The organism is Pedobacter sp. G11 (genome assembly GCF_003860265.1).
In the GTDB taxonomy this organism is placed as follows: Bacteria; Bacteroidota; Bacteroidia; order Sphingobacteriales; family Sphingobacteriaceae; genus Pedobacter; species Pedobacter agri.
On record NZ_CP034190.1, the window covers coordinates 2441280 to 2463608 of the forward strand.

Genomic DNA, 22329 nt, shown 5'->3' on the forward strand with positions numbered 1-22329 from the left:
TTAACCGCCACCAAACAATAACTAATCAATTAACCACCTTAAACCCAACTGAATGTATGAATCTTTACACTCAAGGTAGTCAACCCACGGCCGAAAAACCAATGGGCTTTACTACAAATTACTTAAACCAACAATTTATTAGGGCTATGAAAATTTTTATTTTTCTAATGACTGTTTTATGCATTCAGGTAAGTGCTGCTGCATTTTCTCAACGCATCAATATTAGCCAAAAAAATGTGCCATTGGTACGTGTTTTAAAGGAAATCAAACGCCAAACCGGCTATTTCTTTTTGTATGATAGCGATTTGGTTCAGCAAAAATCGAAACCAGTGACCATCGACTTAAAAAACGCTGAGCTGAATGATGTGTTGACCCAAGCCTTAAAATCACAGCCTTTTGGTTGGGAGATTAAAGAAAACACCATTTTAATTTTTCCAAAAGCAAATCGCAATGAGGCTGCAAAAGCCATTGATGTAACAGGTAAAATTGTTGATGAAAACGGAAACCCAATGCCGGGTGCTTCAGTACGTGTTAAAGGGCAGTCTGCAATTTCTGTAACAGATGCCAATGGAAATTTCACCATCAGAAATGTAGATGAAAACGCAACTTTAGTTATTTCTTATATCGGTTATACCGATAGGGAAGTAACTGCAAGAGCACAATTGGGATCGTTGAAGCTAACACCGTCTGCCGGAACATTAAGCGACGTGGTGGTTACAGGTTATACCAATTACACCAAAACGCAATCTGCCGCGGCCAGTTCTTTGGTTAGCGCTGAAAAAATTAATACCGTTCCGGGATTAACAGTGGATCAAATTTTACAGGGTCGCGTTCCGGGTATGAGTGTTATTTCTACTTCTGGTCAGCCAGGCCAAAGTGCCTCGGTAGTGATCCGTGGTATTGGTAGCGTAAATGGTTCATCTACACCATTATTTGTTTTAGATGGTGTGCCAATTGAAGCCGGATATTTTCAAACCATCAATCCAGAAGATATTGAATCTGCGACGGTTTTAAAAGATGCATCAGCAAAAGCATTATATGGTTCAAGAGGATCGAACGGGGTAATCGTGCTCACAACCAAAAAAGGAAAAGCCGGTAAAGTTGCTGTTAATTATACTTCGCAATATGGTTTCTCAAACTTAAGCAGACCAAATTTCGAAATGATGAACACTTCGCAACGCTTACAGTTCGAAGAGGAAATAGGTGCAAGTTTCGGCCGTAACATTGGTCCAGGCTGGACATATTCTCCAAAAAACCCAACCTATGCTGCAGGAACGGCAGCATCTCGTGCCCGTGCGGATTATATCATTGACAGTTTAAAACAAATTAATACCGATTGGAGAGATATTTTCTTCCAACGTGGTAAATTCCAGGAACAACAAGTGAGCATCAGCGGTGGAAACGAGAAACTACGCTTTTATAACTCATTGAATTATTATAGCCAGGAAGGTGTAGCGAAACGTACTGGATTGGACCGCTACTCTTTAAGAAGTAACCTGGATTTTAATGATGGTAAATTTAGTGGAAGCACAAATGTATCCATCGGTTATTCGCAATCCAGCTTTACTGAAGGCGAGGGTGGAACCGGAGCAGGAACAGCAATGGCCTCTGTTTATTATGCTTTGCCTTACGAAAATCCTTATGCATTTGATGGTACATTGGTACACCCAGGAAACAGATCTCAATATTTTATTTTAGATCAGCGTGAAGGTAGTCAGGCTTTAGAACGTTTGCTAAATTCATCAGATAAAACAGAACAGTTTAAATCAATCATCAGCACCAATTTTGCTTATCAGATTTTGCCAGAATTGAAGATTACAACCAGGGCAGGTATCGATTACCGTCAATCTACCGACCAGCAATTTGTAAATCCGGATTCTTATTACGGATCAAGAAGTGTTGCAAACACCTTGGGTGGAAAAGGTCGTTTAACGGATGCAAGCAGAAGAAACTTCAACATTATTTCAACAACTGGTTTAACTTACGCTAAGAAATTCAACGAAGTCCATGATTTTGAAGCTTCTGCTTTCTATGAGTACGTTTATAATAATTACAACTCATTTGGTTTTAGCGCTTATGGTATTGATGGTCGTTTACCAGAAACACCGGCAGGTGCAACAAATGGTAGTGCAACATTTTTACCAAGTACTACTGGTGGCAAAACTAAAAATGCTTTAGCATCAATCATGGGTGTAGCGAGATATACTTATGATGATAAATATACCTTGACGGGAAGCTACCGTTACGATGGATCGACCAGAGTGGCGCCAGAAAATAAATGGCATGGTTTCTATTCATTTGGTGCAAACTGGAATGTTAAAGGAGAAGAGTTCTTAAAGAATAATGAATTAATTAATGATTTACGTTTAAGAGCAAGTTACGGTATCACGGCAAGTCCTTTCGGTGGCGATTTCTTGTATTTACCAACTTACGCAGTAAACACCTCTTACGGCGGTGCGGCAGCATTAAGGGCAACTACGCCAGGTAACGATGCATTCGACTGGGAATATGTAAAAGAATTTAACACGGGTTTTGATTTAGCCATGTTGAAAAACAGATTGCGTGTAACAGTTGATTACTACAATAGAAAAACCACCAATATGTTCATTAATCAACCACTTTCAGCAACATCGGGTTTCAGTGAGTTGAATTTAAGTGCTGGTGTAATGAGAAACAGAGGGGTAGAATTTGAGGTGAGCGGAGATGTGATCAAAAACCAGGATTTCATCTGGACAATTGGCGTTAACGCGGGTTACAACAAAAACAAAATCCTGCATGTTACCGATTTAGTGGATTCCTATCCTGATGGTGACACCAGGATTTTGAAAGTTGGGTTGCCATACGGAACTTATTATGCTCCGGATTGGGGAGGTGTTAATCCGCAAACCGGAGAACCTCAATATTATAATCTTGATGGATCGATTACTACAGCATATAACGTAAATACGCAAAGTAACACCAATTCGGGAAGTTTATATCCGACCTTTACAGGAGGTTTTAATACTTCATTAAGTTACAAAGGCATCACTGCATCTGCATTATTTTCATTCGTATCTAATGTAATGCGTTGGAATAACGAAGATTTTTATAATGAAAACCAACGTTATGCGACCAGTAACCAATCGGTGAGGATGTTAGACAATAGATGGCAGGTTCCAGGTGATACAGGAAATGATGCCATCTTGCAAAAATTCGATCTTCCACGAAACTTTACTTCAAAAGATATTCAGGATGCTTCGTTCTTAAGATTGAGAAATGTAAACATTGGTTATGCTTTACCAAAAAGCTTACTGGAAAAAACTAAATTCATTAAGGTGGTTAAAATCTTCGTTCAAGGTCAGAATTTATTAACCTGGACAAAATGGAGAGGTTTAGATCCTGAAAATAATGCAGTTTACGGTCGTTTTCAATATCCAAATACCAGAACTTACACAGCAGGCTTAAACGTTAACTTTTAATATTTACAGCAATGATTAATAAAATCTATCAAAAATACGTACTTATATTTTCGTTGTTAGTTTTAACATCGTCTTGTGCAAAGTTGGATTTAGTCCCAACAGATACCATATCCCCTGATAAGGCCTACAGAAATATTAGTGATATCAATTTAGGCGTTTTGGGTGCTTATGCACTTTTAGATGGCGGCACCATCGGTGTAGTCTCTACCGTTTCAGATGAAGCAACCTTCCCAACAGAAAACACGGTTGGAAATAGCGATGCTTTCAGATGGTTATATAATGCCGGAAGTGGCTCTGTTACTTCTCAGTATTATACTCTCTATGTGGCCATCGATCGCATTAACAGAACCTTGGCGGGTTTGGATGCACTAACGTTAACAGGAGCCGATGCCACTACCGGTTCTCGTTATCGTGGAGAATTGTTGGCGCTAAGGGCTTACTTTCATTTTGAACTTTTGCGTAACTACGCATCTTCTTATCAAACAGGTGCCCTGGGCGTTCCTTATATGAAAGCCTCAGCAATTATTTATCCTGCAAGAGATAATTTCGAAGTGGTTGTGGCCAATGCAAAAGCAGATTTAGTGGCTGCAAAACCATTAATTCCGACCACTTTTACAGATAAAACCCGAATTACCAAAGCGGCTGTTTCAGCCATTCAGGCCAGATTGGCTTTGTATGAGAAAAACTGGAGCGAAGCCATCACGTATGCGAACGAGGCGATTGCAGCTTTTCCACTGGCTACAAAAGCACAGTTTCCAGGCATCTGGACGGATGCAAATGATAGCGAAGTCATCTGGAAAGCAAAACGTGTTGGTACAACAGATTCACGTTTAGGCGATTTCTATTTCCGCCAAACTGGGGGAATTGTTTTATATGCGCCAGCTTTTAAATTGATCAACACTTTTGATAAAGTGAACGATTTACGCTATCCGGCATACATCAGATTTGATGCAACAAGAACAGGAACCAGATCTCAATATTTGGTAAATAAATATGTCGGCGGTACTTCAACAGCTCCAGGTTTAACTGATATTAAATTATTCCGTACCGGAGAAATGTATCTGATTAAAGCGGAAGCTGAAGCAGAATCTACTGGCGATGCAGCAGGAGATTTGAACGCTTTACGTAATGCCCGAATCAATGGTTATGTAAATGCTACTTTCGCTGATAAACCAACTTTAATTGCGGCTATTTTAGAAGAGCGTTATAAAGAACTGGCTTTCGAAGGTCATCGTTTTTTCGATTTAAAAAGAAGAAGTTTACCTGTAGTAAGATTAGCTGCTGATGCTGCAAATGCGTCTGGAGCGATAACTTTGCCAATTACTCAGGCGCAGTATGCGTTTCCAATTCCTGCCGCAGAAATTTCTGTAAATAAACAAACTGTTCAAAACCCTAATTACTAGGCTAATTATAAATAATTATTCCTGTGCCTTGTCATGTTGAGCCTGTCGAAACGCAAAAAGATAATCTTTTAGTCTTTGACAGGCTCAGGTTGACAAACTAAATAATGATACAGTCTTTTAAATGTTAATGATGAAACAATCCTTATTTATTTTTTTGATGGCCACCTGTTTTTCAGTAACGGGTTGCGGAAAAACTACTGAAACACCGAGTCAGCCAACAGGCGGCGGGACGGCAACACCAATGGCTAAACGCCGTCCAGCTTCGATAGGCATTGTTGGCGATACTTCTAATGTGGTGAAGCCTACAAATGGAGGAATGGTTCTAATGGGTGGCGGTGCTGATGTTGATGCGGCTTTTAAATGGATGATTGAAAGAAGTGGAGGAGGTGATGTTGTCGTATTACGTGCCACCGGAACGGATGCTTACAACCCGTACATTAACGGATTGGGTAGCGTAAATTCTGTAGAAACTTTGCTGATCAATACCAAAGCATTGGCGAACAATGATACGGTGGCTTACATCATTAGGAACGCAGAAATGGTTTTCATCGCCGGTGGCGATCAATCTGATTACATGCGAAATTGGAAAGGAACTAAAACCGAACAGGCATTAAATTATTTGTTAAATGATAAAAAAGCGCCCGTTGGCGGAACAAGCGCCGGTTGTGCCATTTTAGGTGGATTTTATTACAGCGGAGAAACTGGTGGCGTTACCTCTGCACAAGCTTTAGCCAATACTTATGATGCCAATATTACACTCTACAATAACGACTTTTTGAAAGCACCGTATTTGCAAAATGTAATTACTGATCAGCATTATTTAACCCGCGATCGCGATGGAAGATCTGCTGTGTTTCTAGGTAGGATCAATAAGGATTGGAAAACCCCGGCTAAATGTATCGCAGCTGATGAACGTACTGCTGTTTGTATTGATAAAGATGGAATGGCCAAAGTTTTTGGAGATTATTCGGTGACCAGACCTTACAGTTATGCCTATTTCATTTCTTCTGATGCAGGTAAACAGCCCGAGCAAATGGAAGCTTTTAAAAAAGCAATCTGGAACAACGGTGAAAAAGCATTGGCAGTTTATGAAATTACGGCCTCGGTTAATGGTGGCGGAAACTTTAATGTTGCTAACTTTAAGGCTAATGAAGCTACAGGTGGAAAATGGTATTGGTGGTGGATTGATAACGGAGCGTTAAATAAAAAAGATCAATAGATAAAAATGAGAGCATTAAAATTATTTGCGGTAGTATTATTCAGTGTACTTACATTGAATGTTTCGGCGCAGCAGAAAAAATATGTAATGGTAATTCACGGCGGTGCCGGAACCATTTTAAAGAAAAACATGACGCCTGAAAAAGAGGCTGCTTATGTAGCGGCTTTAACACAGGCTTTGCAGGCCGGTTACGCCCAGATCAAATCCGGGAAATCCAGCTTAGATGCGGTGGAAGCCACCATTCATGTTTTGGAAAATGATCCCCATTTTAATGCGGGTAAAGGTGCTGTTTTTACTCATGACGGCAGAAACGAACTGGATGCAGCAATTATGGACGGAAAAACACTGATGGCAGGAGCAGTTGCCGGCGTAACTACTGTAAAAAATCCAATTTCTGCGGCAAGAGCGGTGATGGAAAAATCTGAGCATGTGATGATGGTGGGTGCCGGAGCTGATCAGTTTGCTAAAGAAGCAGGGTTAGAAATCGTAGATCCGAAATACTTCTGGACTAAAGAGCGCTGGGATGGCTTACAACAAGCCATTAAAGAGGATTCTACCAAAGCGGTTTTAGATCATGGCAGCAAAAAATCAGAATTGTTGGGTAGCAAAAACCACGATTACAAATTTGGTACTGTGGGTTGCGTGGCTTTAGATAAAGCAGGTAACCTTGCAGCCGGAACTTCAACAGGCGGCATGACCAATAAAAAGTATGGCCGCGTTGGTGATGCACCAATTATTGGCGCTGGAACTTATTGTAATAATGAAACAGCTGCCGTCTCATGTACTGGATGGGGAGAATTTTACATCCGTAACGTGGTGGCAAAAACCATTTCCGATTTAATGGAATATAAAGGTCTATCGGTAAATGAAGCTTCTAAAATTGTGTTGGATAAAGTGGGTAAAATGGGTGGCGATGGTGGCTTAATTGCATTGGATAAAAAGGGAAATATCTCGATGCCTTTTAATACCGAAGGAATGTATCGCGGTGCAATTACTGCCGATGGTAAAATTGAAGTCAACATTTATAAATAATGAAAAACGCTTTTTTATTAGCCTTTTTACTTGGGGTTTCGTTATTCGCGAATGCGCAAAGCAAAACAGCAAAAGGAAATCTATTTATTATCGGCGGTGGCAATCGCTCTGATGCGTTGATGAAGCAGATGCTCCACACAGCCGAACTGAAACCAAGTGATTACATCATAGTTTTACCGATGGCAAGTGAAGTTCCTGATGCCGGTTTTGGAACGCTTTCCACACAGTTGCAAAAGCTCGATCCACGTACCATTAAAAATTTCAATTTCGCAAGGCATGATGTAAATGACAGGAAATGGACCGATTCTTTAGCCAATGCAAAGCTGATTTATATTCTGGGAGGTGATCAAAGCCGTTTTATGAATGTAGTATTGAACACTCCAGTATACGCAGCCATTCATAAAGCTTACCAAAACGGTGCAACCATTGCCGGAACAAGTGCAGGCGCTGCGGTAATGAGTAAGTACATGATTACCGGAAAGCAATTGCTGGATACGGTTTACAAAGAGACCTTTAATAAACTTTGGGATAAAAATATCGAGTTTTCTCAGGGTATGGGTTTGTTGGAAAATACCATTATCGATCAGCATTTTCTAAAACGCAATCGCTACAACCGCCTGATTTCAGCTTTGGCTGCTTATCCTGATCTGGTATGTGTCGGCATTGATGAAAGTACTGCAATTATTGTTCACGGCAATAACGCTACAGTTGCAGGCGAAAGCCAGGTAATCCGTTTGGCTAAACCGAAGAATTTGAAAAAAACCGGTAAAGGCTTGATAAAGTTCAGTCAGGCTGAATTTGGAATTTTTACCGCCGGCGATGTGATTGAAATTAAACCTTAATCCAAAAAATTAAGCTTTGAGTATCACTCATAGCGAAATAACAATCAAAAAAAATGCGCTGTCTACTTGCAGCGCATTTTTTGTTTTTGGTATCTTCAGAAACTTTCCAAGTATCACCAGATTTAATTTGAAATCAATCAATTGAGCTGGATAATTTTAAACCTTTAATAAACCATACTTGTAAGCAAACGACACCAGCGATGCTGTATTTTTCGTTCGGGTTTTGATAATTAGATTTTTCCTGATGTTTTCAACTTTATTTTCTTCTAATTTAAGTTTTTCACTTATTTCAGTATAAGTCAATCCTTGCGCTATCAATTCTATCATTTTGAGTTCAAGGTCATCTATACCCATTATTTTTGGGGAATTATTAGTTTCTCTCATTTAATTAAATTGAACCATAAAAATATTCACTTTGTTTTGTGATTCTCATAGCTCAAAAGGGCTATAATAAATAAAATAAATATGCGATAACTTTAGACTTTAGTCTTTCCGGGACGATAGATTAAATAGTGGACGCTCTGCCGCTCAAGGTAGAGCGTTTTTTTTCTAACCAAATATAAAATATTTAAGCGGCTGTATCATCAATACGAAATGGCATCCTTTGCTTTCTGAGAAATCAGAATAAGTGTCTGAAACCTGTAATTCGCCCTTGCGGGTTATTTTCAGGTTAAAGATAAAGGCTTTAAAGGATACCTGATCTATGATACAGCCCTTTTTCCTTCAAATCAGTTCCAGGTTGATATTTTCAATCTGTTGTTTACCTGAATATGCTCGAACTTTAATTTTTCCTCCGCCACAAATGTTTGCTCGTTAATGTTGAGAAAACGGACAAACGTTTGCGTAGCTTTTTTAGCTATCTTTTTGCCATCTTACATAAAATTATTCCCTACATCATGATGGCTATTACTTGTCAATCGCTTTCCGGTTTGATATTGAGCATTGATTATTTGGGTACAAGACCTCAGGGTTGATGAGATAAAGCACATTCCTGGTTTCTGAATCATCCTTGGTCTGGCATTTTTTCATATAAGTTTTAAATATCCTGAACAACATTAATTAATTTTGAAACAGCTTCAGATCATACTTAATAATGACAACTATCCCTACACCATCTGACGATAAACGGTTCTTCGAAATTTTAGATTTATGTTGTAAAAAGATCGAAGAAAAAATGGGCACTAAGCCAATAGCAGATTGGCGCTCTCCGGATTATAATCTTTTAAACAGCCAGCTAGGGAGGCAAACCAAAGTTTATTTGAGTGAAAATACGTTAAAAAGGATTTTTGGAAGGCTGAAAACGCCCACCCGATACTATCCTCAAAAAGCTACCCGGGATGCATTGGCGCAATTTATCGGTTATAGAGACTGGCAGGAATTCGAGCTGATTAACCGTTTCGCACCTCAGGTGGCACCAGCGATTCAACAAGAAATTAAAGTAGCTGATATCGAGCATGCCGCCCCCAACGAAAAGCTTTCTAAAGTCCGCACTTCAAAGCTAATTATTGGTGTAGCTATATTTATACTGGCCGTTGCAGTGGGTGGGTTTATAGTCTTCAACCAAATTGATCAGGTTAAACCTGGTGAAGTTAGTCTGATTTGTGAAAATCCGAATGGTGAGGTGCCGCACACGGCGATATTCAAATTATCGCGACTAGGTAATGTAAACGAAGATAAGCAGTTTACAATAAACTTTATGGATGAAGGACCGCTGAAAACGATTACTGCAAACCAGGAAGTGGTGCAGTTTTTTAAAAATCCTGGTGTAGTACATGTTCGGTTGTTCTATAAAAATAAAGCGATCGATACGATTGCGGTTTCCATGCAAACCAAGGGGTGGGTAGCAAATTCTGGTCATGATTCGCTCAGTGCGTTCCCAATCGCCCGCCTCAAACCGCTATCGAAGCAAAAATTATTTGTTTCAGCCAAACAGTTGGATTCGGCCGGAATAAACCTTTCCAAACCTTTTATGATAGGTTTTAGTAACATTCATACCAGTAACATCAGCGGCGATAATTTTTTATTTAAGTGTCAATTAAAAACTGAAGAAAGCAGGCCCGGAATTGCCTGTATGCAAGCCAGCATCTTTATCCTTGGCAGTGAGGGTCGGCACCGTGTATTAATGGTAAAACCGAGTTGTTCTGCTTTTTCTGAGTATAACTTTTCTGAACTTCAAGTAAATGGCACCTCTAAAAATCTAAGCAACATGAGTTATGATTTTAGTGCCGGAGGCAATGTAAAACTTTTAGTAAAAAATAAAAAAGTGTCCTTGTTTATTAATGATAAAAATTTGCTCAACACTACCTATGATAAATCTATTGGTAAAGTATTGGGGGTTAAAATTTTATTTAATGGAATAGGCACGGCTGCATCTCCTGAATTATCCGATCTCAATACCGGCGAATCTTATTAATCAGCCTTCATTTTCAAATTACTTCATCGCTGCTATACCTTTTTCTGCATGCTAATCCATAAATTTTATCATCCATCTATGTTTAAATTTGATTTTAAGTAGCTGAAAATCAAAATTTTAATCATTCATTCTTTTGTCTGTTGTTTGGATGTTTCATTTGTCGTTTTTCGCTTCAATTGCGCCTAGTTTTATCTTAATTCCAAAGCGGAAAACTCATAAAACAAACAAATTAGGTAAACAATGGAGCGTAGAGAATTTATTAAAAACAGTACGTTGACAGCTGCCGGCCTGACGATTTTACCTGGCGGGGCACTATTTGCGAAATCAGATAACAGTAAGGTTAAGCTTGGTTATATCGGCGTGGGCGCCAGAGGAATGAGCCATATTTCTGAAGGCCTTTTACGCGATGATGTAGAGATTGTTGCAATCTGCGATACGCAGGAAAGTTCACTTAAAATCTGCAGGGCAGCCATTGCCAAGGCGGGGCGTGCTGCAGCAAAGGAATATACCGGTGGTACTGATGCTTATAAAAAACTTTTAGATCGGAAAGATATCGACGGGGTAATCATTGCCACACCATGGCAATTTCACAGAGACCAGGCGGTTGATGCGATGAAAGCTGGCAAGTATGTAGGTTGCGAAGTAATTGCCGGCCTAACCGTTCAAGATCACTGGGATATCGTAAAAACTTCAGAAAAAACCGGAATGCCATACATGACTTTAGAGAATGTATGTTACAGAAGGGATGTCATGGCTGCTTTAAACATGGTAAGGCAAGGCGTTTTTGGAGAGTTGGTTCACCTTGAGGGTGGCTATCAGCATAACCTCCGAAATGTGTTATTCAATGATGGTAAGGCCTACTATGGGGGCGGAGTGGAATTTGGCCCGAATGCGAGAAGCGAGGCTCAATGGAGAACACAATTTAACATCGATCAGGATGGTGATTTATATCCGACTCATGGCGCCGGGCCGATTATGCAATACGCAAATATTAACCGCGGAAACCGGTTCACCAATCTGGTATCTTTCAGTTCAAAGGCGAGAGGCCTGGCGGCCTACGTGGAAGATTTGTCTCCAGGCCACCCAAATGCCAAAATCAATTATAAAAACGGCGATGTAACAACAACACTCATCAATTGCGCCAATGGCGAAACCGTAATGCTTAGCCACGATACGCATTTGCCCCGCCCATATTCTATTGGTTTTAGGGTACAGGGAACAGACGGGATTTGGATGGACGTCAATAAATCTATCTATATCGAAAAAGAATCTAAAGGCGATCACAAATGGCAGCCGGTAAAAGAGTGGTTTGAGAAATATGATCATCCGCTATGGAAAAAATACGAAAAAGAAGCCGTAGGAGCTGGCCATGGCGGCATGGACTGGTTTGTATTTAATGGTTTTATTCAGGCTGTAAAACAGAAAAAACAAACTCCAATTGACGTTTATGACTCGGTAACCATGAGTGTGATCGCTCCGCTATCTACACAGTCTTTAAAAGAAGGCAACATGCCACAAAAATTCCCTGACTTTACCAACGGGAAGTGGAAAGAACGGAAAAATGTTTTTGCTCTTGATGACAGCGGCTTTTAATTGTTCCAGACTGATCTTTTAATTCTTGATACAAAGCAGCCAGCAATCACAATATGATCTTAGAAGTATTAAAAGCCTTTAATTTAGATGGGCCGGAAACAGAATACAGTCTTTTTGGTGGGGGATTAATTAACAATACCTGGAAGGTAAGCACCAAAAATGGTGATTTTATCCTGCAGCAAATCAATACCGATATTTTCACATCCCCGGAAGAGATTATCGAAAATATCGTCAATTTAAAAAGCTATCTGCACCAGACAGCGCCAGAATATTTGTTTGTTGGGCCGATTCAAACCAGTTCGGGCCAATCTGTACTAAATATCGGGGGCTACACTTTTAGGGTTTTTCCCTTCGTTCCTGAATCGATTACGATAGATAAAGTGGTACATCCGAATCAGGCTTATCAGGCGGCGAAGCAGTTTGGACAGTTTAGCAGATTGCTTAAAGATTTCGATGTAAGCAAAATCAACTTCCCGCTCCGCGATTTTCACAATTTAAGCCTGCGTGTGGCGCAATACAGGCAAGCACTGAAACTGGCAGATGAGTCCAGATTATCAGCTGCGGCCTGGGCCATTCAACAGTTGGCCAAACATATGGATATCGCTCAAAAGTATGATGAGATCATCGCAGGAAATCAGCTTAAAGCCAGGATATTTCATCACGATACGAAGATCAGTAATGTGCTTCTGCATCAGGATACAGGGCTTGGAATCTGCGTAATCGACTTGGATACGGTGATGCCGGGATATTTTATAAGCGATGTTGGGGATATGATGCGGACCTACCTTTCGCCGGTTACGGAAGAAGAAACAGATTTTAGCCTGATCGATATTCGTGTCGAGATTTTTGAAGCAATCTATCGGGGTTACATGAGTGAGATGGATGCGGTACTCACATCATCCGAACGTGAATTGTTCATCTACGCAGGTCAGTTTATCATATTTATGCAGGCGCTACGGTTTTTGACCGACTTTTTGAACGGCGACATTTATTACGGCGCAACTTACCCTGAACATAACCTCAACCGTGCGAAAAACCAGATCCATCTCTTAAATAAATACACTGAAAAGATAGCTGCATTCGAAAAATTTATAGCGACAATAGAAATAAATCAAGTTGATTAAATCTGATTTTATCAGCCTTATTGGATGTGACATGACGAAAGCCGGAAGGGATTATGAATTTAATAATTAACCAAAATAAAAGCGTATGCCAATAACCAACAAACCATTAAGAGACTAAACAAAAAATTGATTAAAACCATTCAACAAACTTTAACTCAATGAAACCAACAACTAACCAAAAACAAAACAAGAAGCGATTTTTGGCGCCGCTAACGATGCTGATCCTGGCCCACCTGGGTATCTCCGTTGCGGCACATGCAGAAACATCACTTTATGCCAAAGTAAAACCGGTAAGCGGAACTCGTTATCCCCTGATAAACAAAGCAGGCGAGTATGAATTTGCAGGTTTAAATGAAACCGTTGCTTTTGATATCATCACCGGAACGGTAAAGGATACAAAGGGCGGGGCCATCCCTGGAGCGAGTATTACGGTAAAAGGAACTACTCGTGTCACTTCATCAAATAATTTAGGTGTGTTCAGTATTGATGCACAGGCTGGCGAAACACTTGTGATCAGCTCAATTGGGTTTACCACCAGGGAAGTAGCCGTTACCAGTGCAGCGATGGGTGTTATTACTTTATCCGAATCTGCTGAAACACTAAACGAGCTTGTTGTAGTGGGTTATAGTGTACAAAAACGCCAAAGTTTAACTGGCGCCTTGAGTACCATCAGTGGAGATAAATTAAAGAACGTAACCTCACCAAACGTACAGAATCTATTGGCCGGGAAAGCGCCAGGATTATTTGTAGCACCAGGTTCGGGCAAACCTGGAGCGGCAGCTTCGGTTATTATTCGTGGTCAGGCTACTTTAAATGGAACAACCAACCCGCTATGGGTTTTAGATGGTGTAATTGTAGGATCAAGCCCCGGCGAACTGAACCCGGAGGATATCGAATCGATGACAGTATTAAAAGACGCGGCCTCCACTGCGATTTATGGTTCGCAGGGTGCCAACGGGGTCATTTTAGTCACCACCAAAAGAGCCAAGTCTGGTCAAATGACAATTGATGTATCTTCACGTGTAGGGGTAAACCAGTTAACAAACGGCAATTTGCAGATGATGGACGGAGCGGAATTATATGATTACTTTTCTTCCTTTGCTAACGCCAACACCATCAGCTTTCCACGCTGGAAACCAGAGTTACGTAACAGCAATTTCGATTGGTGGGATTTGGCTACCAAAACAGGATTTAACCAAAATCACAATATATCGCTCCAGGGCGGAACGGAAAAACTGCAATCATTCTTATCCGTAGGGTATTATGATGAATCGGGAGCAGTGCGAGGATATGATTATGAGCGCTATAATTTCAGGTTAAATACCACTTATATGCCATATTCATGGCTAACGATTAAGCCATCGGTGGTTGGCTCCAGACGCAGCGTTTTCGATCAGCAATATTCAGTTACCTCAATTTATTCGAATCTGCCGTGGGATAGCCCGTACGATGCAAACGGAAATTTGGTGCCACACCGTTCATCTCTTTGGGTGAATACAGCAAGTACCAACTATTTGTATGATTTGCAATGGAATAAAGGTTCGAACGTGAATTATGAATTTATGGGGAACTTAGATTTCGATATCAAAATCACTAAAAACCTCACCTTCGCTTCCGTTAACAATTATCGTTATAACAGTTATGCGGCAGCAGGTTATACCGATCCACGATCTAATGGCGGCTTAAGTGTGAATGGAAGGGTAACGGATTATCGTTCAGAATATACCCGGAGATATACCAACCAGATTTTACGTTACGGCAATAACTGGGCAAAGCATAATTTAAATGCACTGGTGGGCTATGAATTTAATGATTTTTCGAGCAAAACACTTGATGCATATGGAACAGGTATAGTTCCGGGCTTTGAGGTGCTGGATGTAACTGCAAAACCAGAAAGAACCAGAGGTGGAATTAGCCAGTGGGCGGTACAGTCCGTTTTGTTTAATTCCAATTATGATTATGATGGCAGGTATCTGGCTCAGGTATCGCTTCGTAGAGATGGTGCTTCCAATTTTGGAAAGAAGTACGGTAATTTCTTTTCTGTAAGTGGAGGCTGGAATATCAGTCGCGAGGAATGGTTCAAAGCAAAATATATCAATACACTTAAGCTTCGTGCGGCCTTCGGTTCTGTAGGTAACCGTCCGTCGAGTTTATATCCTCAATATGATTTATATGCGGTAAATCCAGCGGCAGGTTATAATGGCATTCCTGGCTTGTTAATCAGTCAGTTGGGTAACCCGAATTTAACCTGGGAGCAAACCTATACCAGTGGCATAGGCCTGGATGTAAATGCCTTTAAAAACAGGGCAAGGTTAACCGTAGATTATTACATCAAAAACACAGATAACATTTTATACAACGTACCGATTAGCGGCTTAACAGGTATCACCAGTATTTCACAAAATATTGGTAAAATGAGCAACAAAGGAATTGAGGTTGCGCTGGGAGGTGATATTTTTAAAACGAAAGATTTGACCTGGAGTTTAGATGTAAACTTAGGTCACAACCGCAATAAACTTACTGATATTTATAAAACCAGAAATCTGGATGGAACTTATACCGCAAAGCCACTGATTGTTGGTGATGGCTTGGGGATTGCCGGATCAGCCAACAGGGTAATCCAGATTGGCCTTCCCGTAGATACCTACTACATGAGGGAATGGGCAGGCGTAAACCCGGCAGATGGTAAACCCACCTGGTATACGGTAACAAGAGATGCTGAGGGTAATGAGATATCAAGAACCACAACTTCAGATTATTCAAAAGCTACGGAAGAAAAATTAGACAATGCTTCTCCTGATTTATTTGGTGGCATTACCACTTATCTGAGGTATAAAGGATTCGATTTAAATGCAGTTTTTGGTTATTCTATTGGTGGAAAAATTTATAACTACTCCCGTCAGGAATATGATGCCGATGGTACATATACGGATCGAAATCAAATGCAATTGATGGAAGGTTGGTCGAGATGGCAAAAGCCAGGAGATATTGCCACCCATCCGGTCGCAAGATACAATAATCAGGATAAAGGCAATTCAGTGTCTTCACGTTATATCGAAAGCAATGACTTTTTCAGAATGCGTTCATTGGCGCTAGGCTATAACTTCGAGCTGAAAAAGTATAAAATCAGAAATCTGAGAGCTTTTATTTCCGGCGAAAACCTGTTTGTCATCACCAAATACTCAGGTGTTGATCCGGAGATTCCGGTTGCAGAAGATACCGGAAATGTGCTTTTCTCAACAGGTCCGTCAGTTTATCCAATGACCAGAAAATTTATGTTCGGACTTAATGTTTCATTCTAATTCATACATAATGAAAAAGATCATAATTATATTGTTTGCAGTGATCGCAATATCATCCTGCAAAATAGACAGAGAGCCATTTGGTTCACTACAGTCTGAAAAAATAAATAGCAATCCGGAAGAATCCATCGATGCATTACTTAATGGAACTTATGCCCAGCTGAAAGCCTGGTCAGATCCGATGCACCGCTTGGGTGAATATGCCGGAGATAACATCATGATCAGGGGTTCTTCTACAGATGCTTTTTATGAGTTCATTTCTTTTGCAAGAACACCGAACAATTCCAGGTTATCAACCTTTTGGGATAGCGGCTACAAAGCTGTCGCACAGGCATCCAACATCATCAGTATGATACCGCAGGGTAAAAGCACAACATTAGACAGTAAGTTAGGAGAGTGTTATTTTATCCGCGGATTAATCTATTTTTATCTGGTGAGGGCATACGGTCGCCCATATTACCAAAACCCTGAAACTAACCTTGGCGTTCCAATTGTAAACGGAACACCAGCCGACGTCATCAATTTAAATCTGCCGGATCGGGCCAGTGTGAAAGCAACGTACGAGCAGGTGATAGCTGACTTGAAAAAAGCCGAAGAACTCATTAACGTAAACAAGGGTTCTATTTTTGCCTCGAAAGAAGCTGCCCAGGCATTACTTTCAAGGGTTTATTTATACATGAGTGGAACTTATGAAAATCCTAATCAGGCATTCGCTCAACTGTCGGTAGATTATGCCACAAAAGTTATATCAGGCTCAACGCGTTACAGCCTACTTCCACGAGCCGATTTTATGAAGTATAACACCTTTTTACCCGAAACCAATAAGGAAACCATTTTTGCCATTAAACGTGTTGCTTCCGAATTCTCCGGATCAGATCATTACTATGGAATTGGTGGGATGTATGCAAATATTGGCGGCCAGGGCTGGGGAGAAATGTATGCCAGTGCGAAATATATTGATCTGTTAAATGAAACCGGCAGGAACGACTGGCGCCCGGCAAAATATAAAATTGTAGATGCCCGGGCTGCTTTTATTGAGCCAACTTATGCTACAAATGCTTCAGGTGCTTTTACAGAAGTGTTTCGGTTTATTAAAGATGATGCTGCCAGTACCTTAAACTATGTGCAGGCCAATATCACCCGAAATGGAAATACAATAACCTGTACCGAAGGTGCAGATGTATATACCCTGACACCGGTTGATGCTGCTCAGGAAATTTACAGCATTAATTATAAGAACGGAAAAACGTATACTGGAGTAATTGATAACTTCATTACTTTGAACCGGGTTTATCCACAATTTTATATTGTAAAAGATTCTCGTGAAGGCGAAAATTCACACCTTCATTCACCGGTAATCAGCAGGCTTGGAGAAATTTATTTAAACAGGGCAGAAGCCTATGCAAAATTACAGCGGTATACAGAAGCGCTTAGTGATTTGAATACCATCCGTACACGTTCAATTGTAAATGGTGGCTACTCATCACTTACTGCGGCAAATGCAGGCAATTTAATTGATAAGGAGCGTCAGCTGGAATTGGCTTATCAGGCAGAAAGAAGTTTTGATGTTTTCCGTAACGGAAAACCTTTAGTACGCCGATATCCGGGACCGCAGAATCAAACGGCAGATATATCTGCCAACGACTTTCGGGTAGTGTATTATATTCCGCAGAGTGCCATCAACTCTTATCCTGGAAAATTAACCCAAAACCCAACCCAATAATTACAATCTTAAACAGGATGCAGATCTCTGTATCCTGTTTAAATTGATATCAATACTGGCAATAGCAAATGCTACAGCGGCATCTGAAATGTAAAACTTGTTTCTTTCGTATCAGAACTGGCAGTTAAATGTCCGCCGTGTGCTTTGGCAATTTGTGAGGCAATATACAGCCCCAATCCTAAACCTTGTTTGCTTGGTGTGTTCGCTTCCCGGGTAAAAGGTTCAAATAACGTTTCGAGTACATCCGTTGGAATTGCTCTCCCACCATTGATTACTGTAATTTTCAGAATATCATCTTGTATTTCAGTTATAATTTTAACGGGCGTGTCTACTGATCCATGGGTAAGCGCATTGGCCAGTAAATTAGATAACATTTGAGATAAGCGGTTGATATCGCAGCGCACTGATTTTTTCGCATTAAAATAAGTGGTCACGTTACGCTCCGGATAAGAGATCATGAGTTCATCAATGACATGTGTAATAACGGATTCAATCATTACATCGTTGAGCTCCAGCAAAATACCGCCTCCTAATCTCACCCTGGCAAAATCCATTACATTGGTGATTAATTCTTCCATGCGAAGGCTGCTTTTAGCAATTGTAGATACAATGGATTTATCACGATCGGATAATACGGAACGTCCAAGTAATGCTGAACCGGTTTTGATCGCACCAAGAGGATTACGAAGATCATGACCCAAAACAGCTATAAATTGCTCCCTTAAAATGGCTAGCTCCCGTTCGGTTTGAATAGTGTTTTCAGCATCACTGATGGCATGCCTAAGATTGTCTTCATAAACTTTTCTTTCTGTGGCACGATAAATATTTAGTCGCATCTCCAGCGGATGCCCCTTTTCGTCTTTTTTTGCATAGCCATTGATCAATACCTGCATTTTGCTGCCATCGCTTAACAAAAGTTCTGCGGCAACCTCTTCAAAAAAGCCTTTAAGCCTTAACATCGGAGCCAAATGTGTTTCATAGAATATCCTGCTGCCTACTGCCAGAATGCTGGTGATGCGTTTGCCGATGAGCTGTTCCTCTTCCAATCCTAACCATGTAGCTATTTTCGCATTAGCTTTAATAATTTCTCCTTTTGGCGTAGTCGAAATATATCCTGAAAGCGAATTTTCTAAAAATTCCTCCAGCTGATCTTCGTGTGGTAAATTGCTCATCGGGTAAATGGTAAAGCGATTATAAAAACTCTTTGATCGCAGAAATGGTTTCTGCCGGTGCACTTAAGTGCGGGCAGTGACCTGTTGCCTCCAGAATAACAAGCTTACTATTATTCATTTGCTGATGCATGAACGCTCCAACTTCCACAGGGGCAATGATATCCTCAGAACACTGGAGAATAAGTGTAGGAGTTTGGCAGGTTTTTAGGATGCTTCTGCTATCAGTTAGGAATGTCGCACGGGCGAACTGCCTGGCAATGGTTGGATCAGTACGGCAAAAGCTATTGGTTAATTCCTCACTCAGCTCAGCCCTGTCGGCGTTGGCCATAATCATTGGTGCCATGGTCATCGACCAACCCAAATGATTTCGATCCAGTGAAGCTAACAATTCGTCTATTTCTATTCTGCTAAAACCGCCAATATAATCGCCATCGTTAATGTATGAGGGTGAAGGAGAAACTAAAATAAGCGCTTTGAATAAGCCTGGCGATTGTGCTGCGGCCATAATACCCATCATGGCACTAACCGAATGTCCTACAAAAATGATTTCTTTCAACTGGAGCGCTTCTGCAATCTCTACGATATCATCGGCATAACCATCCAATTCGTTGTATTTTACAGGGTCATACGCTTTAAGGTCTGAAAGCCCTGCTCCAACATGGTCAAACAAAATGATTTTGTAATTTTCAGCGAAAGCTGGAACAATTAAGCGCCAAATGTTCTGATCGCACCCAAAACCATGGGCAAACATCATCGCAGTGCTGCCATTACCCAGTTGATGTACATTATTTCTTTTCAGTACACTCATTTTTTTTCAATAAAAGGCTAAAAGACAACGATGTGATGAATTGGATGATTCTTAGGATCAGGGGTAAAAATACATAATTTATTTCACATCTGTTTATTGAAAACAGCAGCCCAACACATACCATACAATCTGCTTTTCAAATGAAAACACTTCCTGTTTGGTTCAGAAGACTTTTTAATCCTTTGGACGTGAGTTATTAATTGATCTCTTATTTCAATCAAATGAAGAAATTATGCCACCCTAATGAAAAAAGCCCTTCATCATTTGACAAAGGGCTTTTGTTTTTTCTGGCGGAGAGCGAGGGATTCGAACCCCCGGACCTGTTACAGTCAACAGTTTTCAAGACTGCCGCATTCGACCACTCTGCCAGCTCTCCGCTGCAAAAGTAGGAATTTGGCGCCAATCTGCAAATGATTTTTACTATAATATTTAAATCAAAACATTACCGCTTGTTTATCATTTAGTTAGCTTGACTTTTATTTCTTTTTCGCTTTAAAATACTCGACTAACTCACCGCTTTTTCGCTTTCAACAGATAAAATTCCATTGCCTTCTACTATAAAACAAACTAATCCGGTTAAAACTAAAGATGATAGCCAGAATTCGGCGTAGGGTTTAAAAATCCCTCCTGATATGTTGATGAAAAATACGGCTCCGATAAGAATAGGCAGATTTAAAAGACAAAATAATCGGGTATGAGTGCCCAATGTAATGGCTATTCCACCTAAAATATGTAATACGATAATTAAATGGGCAAGTAAACTGATACTCACCGCTGTACCTAACATGGCGCCACGCATCAAATAACTGAAGGCTTCCATATGGGTATAAAATGTAACCCCTTTCCATATGAGGATTAAACCAAGTACTATTCTAAAATAATCAAGCCATTTTGGGTGATGCTGATCGCCCCAGTGTTGAATTTTCTTAAGCAAGTTCATAATCTTTATATTTTGGTTAAATCAATTTACGAAAATATTATCGCGAATGAAAAAATTAACATTTTAAAACAAACCAAGACATCAACTTAGTGACTTTAAAATGAGTGTCTTCGGACTTACAATACATGCGTTTCAGAATTTCACAATCAATACAATTTTCAATAAACATTTTGATAGATCAAATTTATATCGGATATTTATATCGCAAACGATATAATCGCTTGCGATATAAATTAACTAAATTATTAAAATGAAAACATTATACCAAACTAGCGCATCAGCAAGTGGTGGCCGCAATGGAAAAGTATCCAGTGAAGATGGCGCATTATCGCTAGAAGTGAGAATGCCAAAAGAACTTGGAGGAAACGGGGCAGGATATACCAATCCGGAACAATTATTTGCTGCGGGCTACGCTGCCTGTTTCGATAGCGCATTAAATTTAGTAATGCATCAGGCAGGAATAAAGGTTGCTGTACCAACAACCGTTAAGGCAAATATTGCACTACATCCGGATGGAAAAGGTGGCTTTGTATTAGGTGCAAGTCTGCAGATAAGCTTACCAGGCATCGAAACTATTCAAGCGCAGGAACTGTTAGAGACAGCACATAAAATTTGTCCTTACTCGAATGCAATTCGTGGAAATGTTGAAGTGGCATTAGAGCTAGTATAAGCCTTAATTAAGGCATAAAGTGACCATGCCGGCGCTTTATGCTATACATTTTTTATCTTTGACGCTTTGGTTGATCATATCATCATCAATAAATAGATAAAGCAGTAAACATGGATACATATTTTAAACTGGAAGACCAGCTTTGCTTCCCTCTTTATGCCGCATCTCGCTTAATTACAAAATGTTATCAACCCGTATTGGATGATCTTGAAATTACCTATCCGCAATATATTGTCCTGATGGTTTTATGGGAAACCGATAATATCAACTTGAGTATTCTAGGCAATAAATTAAGATTGCAGTCGAATACACTGACTCCACTAATAAAGCGCATGCAGGAGCAAGGCTTGGTAAAACGTGCCAGATCTGAAAAAGATGAACGCAGTATCATTATTTCCTTAGCAAAAAAAGGGATGGACTTGCAGCAGCAGGCGCACCGCCTGCATAGCCAAATAAAAGAGAATCTGGGTATTAATGCGCAGGAGGCGCATGATCTCAAAAACTTGCTTAATAAATTGATTCTCAATCTCTCGCCATAGCGTGCATATCTAGCGCAGTTTCATTATGATTTTTCATAACCAATATTTAAATAAACCATTAGCTTATTCTGCTATTGCAATAAGCCCGCTT

At 40.2% G+C, this 22329-nt stretch carries 16 protein-coding genes and 1 tRNA gene; 12 read left to right on the forward strand and 5 right to left on the reverse strand.

The features are described from left to right. Nucleotides 1-146: 146 nt before the first annotated feature. The 5 genes from EA772_RS10565 (at nt 147) to EA772_RS10585 (ending at nt 7954) form a co-directional block, all read left to right on the forward strand. Nucleotides 147-3458, forward strand: a complete 3312-nt coding sequence (locus EA772_RS10565; RefSeq protein WP_168187516.1) for a SusC/RagA family TonB-linked outer membrane protein — start codon at nt 147-149, stop codon at nt 3456-3458. A gap of 11 nt (nt 3459-3469) precedes the next feature. Continuing rightward, nucleotides 3470-4861: a RagB/SusD family nutrient uptake outer membrane protein gene (locus EA772_RS10570; RefSeq protein ID WP_246834088.1), complete on the forward strand. Its 1392-nt coding sequence runs from the start codon at nt 3470-3472 to the stop codon at nt 4859-4861. 127 nt (nt 4862-4988) lie between these two features. Next, nucleotides 4989-6080 (forward strand): cyanophycinase, encoded by a 1092-nt coding sequence (locus EA772_RS10575; protein ID WP_168187517.1) that lies wholly within the window; start codon nt 4989-4991, stop codon nt 6078-6080. A gap of 6 nt (nt 6081-6086) precedes the next feature. Next, on the forward strand, nt 6087-7112 hold the full coding sequence (locus EA772_RS10580; RefSeq protein WP_124913024.1) for an isoaspartyl peptidase/L-asparaginase family protein: 1026 nt from the start codon (nt 6087-6089) through the stop codon (nt 7110-7112). Then, nucleotides 7112-7954, forward strand: a complete 843-nt coding sequence (locus tag EA772_RS10585; protein WP_124913026.1) for a cyanophycinase — start codon at nt 7112-7114, stop codon at nt 7952-7954. The genes EA772_RS10580 and EA772_RS10585 overlap by 1 nt, the downstream gene beginning before the upstream one ends. 156 nt (nt 7955-8110) lie before the next feature. Here the strand turns inward: EA772_RS10585 and EA772_RS10590 are convergent, their stop codons facing one another. After that, nucleotides 8111-8338 carry a LuxR C-terminal-related transcriptional regulator gene (locus EA772_RS10590; RefSeq protein WP_029204370.1) on the reverse strand — a complete coding sequence of 76 codons (228 nt, stop codon included), beginning with the start codon at nt 8336-8338 and terminating at the stop codon, nt 8111-8113. Between the two features lie 709 nt (nt 8339-9047). Here EA772_RS10590 and EA772_RS10595 point away from each other — a divergent pair. The 5 genes from EA772_RS10595 (at nt 9048) to EA772_RS10615 (ending at nt 18109) form a co-directional block, all read left to right on the forward strand. Next, nucleotides 9048-10367, forward strand: a complete 1320-nt coding sequence (locus tag EA772_RS10595) for a hypothetical protein (protein ID WP_124913028.1) — start codon at nt 9048-9050, stop codon at nt 10365-10367. Nucleotides 10368-10607: 240 nt separating this feature from the next. Next, nucleotides 10608-11960, forward strand: coding sequence for a Gfo/Idh/MocA family protein (locus EA772_RS10600; RefSeq protein ID WP_124913030.1), 1353 nt, complete (start codon nt 10608-10610; stop codon nt 11958-11960). Between the two features lie 53 nt (nt 11961-12013). Further along, nucleotides 12014-13084, forward strand: a complete 1071-nt coding sequence (locus tag EA772_RS10605) for a phosphotransferase enzyme family protein (RefSeq protein WP_124913032.1) — start codon at nt 12014-12016, stop codon at nt 13082-13084. A gap of 158 nt (nt 13085-13242) precedes the next feature. Beyond that, nucleotides 13243-16386 (forward strand): TonB-dependent receptor, encoded by a 3144-nt coding sequence (locus EA772_RS10610; protein ID WP_124913034.1) that lies wholly within the window; start codon nt 13243-13245, stop codon nt 16384-16386. Between the two features lie 10 nt (nt 16387-16396). Further along, nucleotides 16397-18109, forward strand: coding sequence for a RagB/SusD family nutrient uptake outer membrane protein (locus EA772_RS10615; RefSeq protein ID WP_124913036.1), 1713 nt, complete (start codon nt 16397-16399; stop codon nt 18107-18109). A gap of 71 nt (nt 18110-18180) precedes the next feature. Here the strand turns inward: EA772_RS10615 and EA772_RS10620 are convergent, their stop codons facing one another. The 4 genes from EA772_RS10620 to EA772_RS10635 form a co-directional block, all read right to left on the reverse strand. Further along, nucleotides 18181-19281 carry a PAS domain-containing sensor histidine kinase gene (locus EA772_RS10620; RefSeq protein ID WP_124913038.1) on the reverse strand — a complete coding sequence of 367 codons (1101 nt, stop codon included), beginning with the start codon at nt 19279-19281 and terminating at the stop codon, nt 18181-18183. A 19-nt stretch (nt 19282-19300) separates the two neighbouring features. Next, nucleotides 19301-20089: an alpha/beta fold hydrolase gene (locus EA772_RS10625; RefSeq protein ID WP_124913040.1), complete on the reverse strand. Its 789-nt coding sequence runs from the start codon at nt 20087-20089 to the stop codon at nt 19301-19303. A gap of 288 nt (nt 20090-20377) precedes the next feature. Further along, nucleotides 20378-20465 (reverse strand) — tRNA-Ser (locus EA772_RS10630). A 129-nt stretch (nt 20466-20594) separates the two neighbouring features. Continuing rightward, entirely contained in the window at nt 20595-21029 is a 435-nt protein-coding gene (locus EA772_RS10635) for a DoxX family protein (protein WP_124913042.1), read from the reverse strand. 250 nt (nt 21030-21279) lie between these two features. On the opposite strand from EA772_RS10635, the gene EA772_RS10640 reads away from it, so the two are divergent. After that, nucleotides 21280-21699, forward strand: a complete 420-nt coding sequence (locus EA772_RS10640; RefSeq protein ID WP_124913044.1) for an organic hydroperoxide resistance protein — start codon at nt 21280-21282, stop codon at nt 21697-21699. 110 nt (nt 21700-21809) lie between these two features. Then, nucleotides 21810-22238: a MarR family winged helix-turn-helix transcriptional regulator gene (locus EA772_RS10645; protein ID WP_124913046.1), complete on the forward strand. Its 429-nt coding sequence runs from the start codon at nt 21810-21812 to the stop codon at nt 22236-22238. Nucleotides 22239-22329 lie beyond the last annotated feature (91 nt).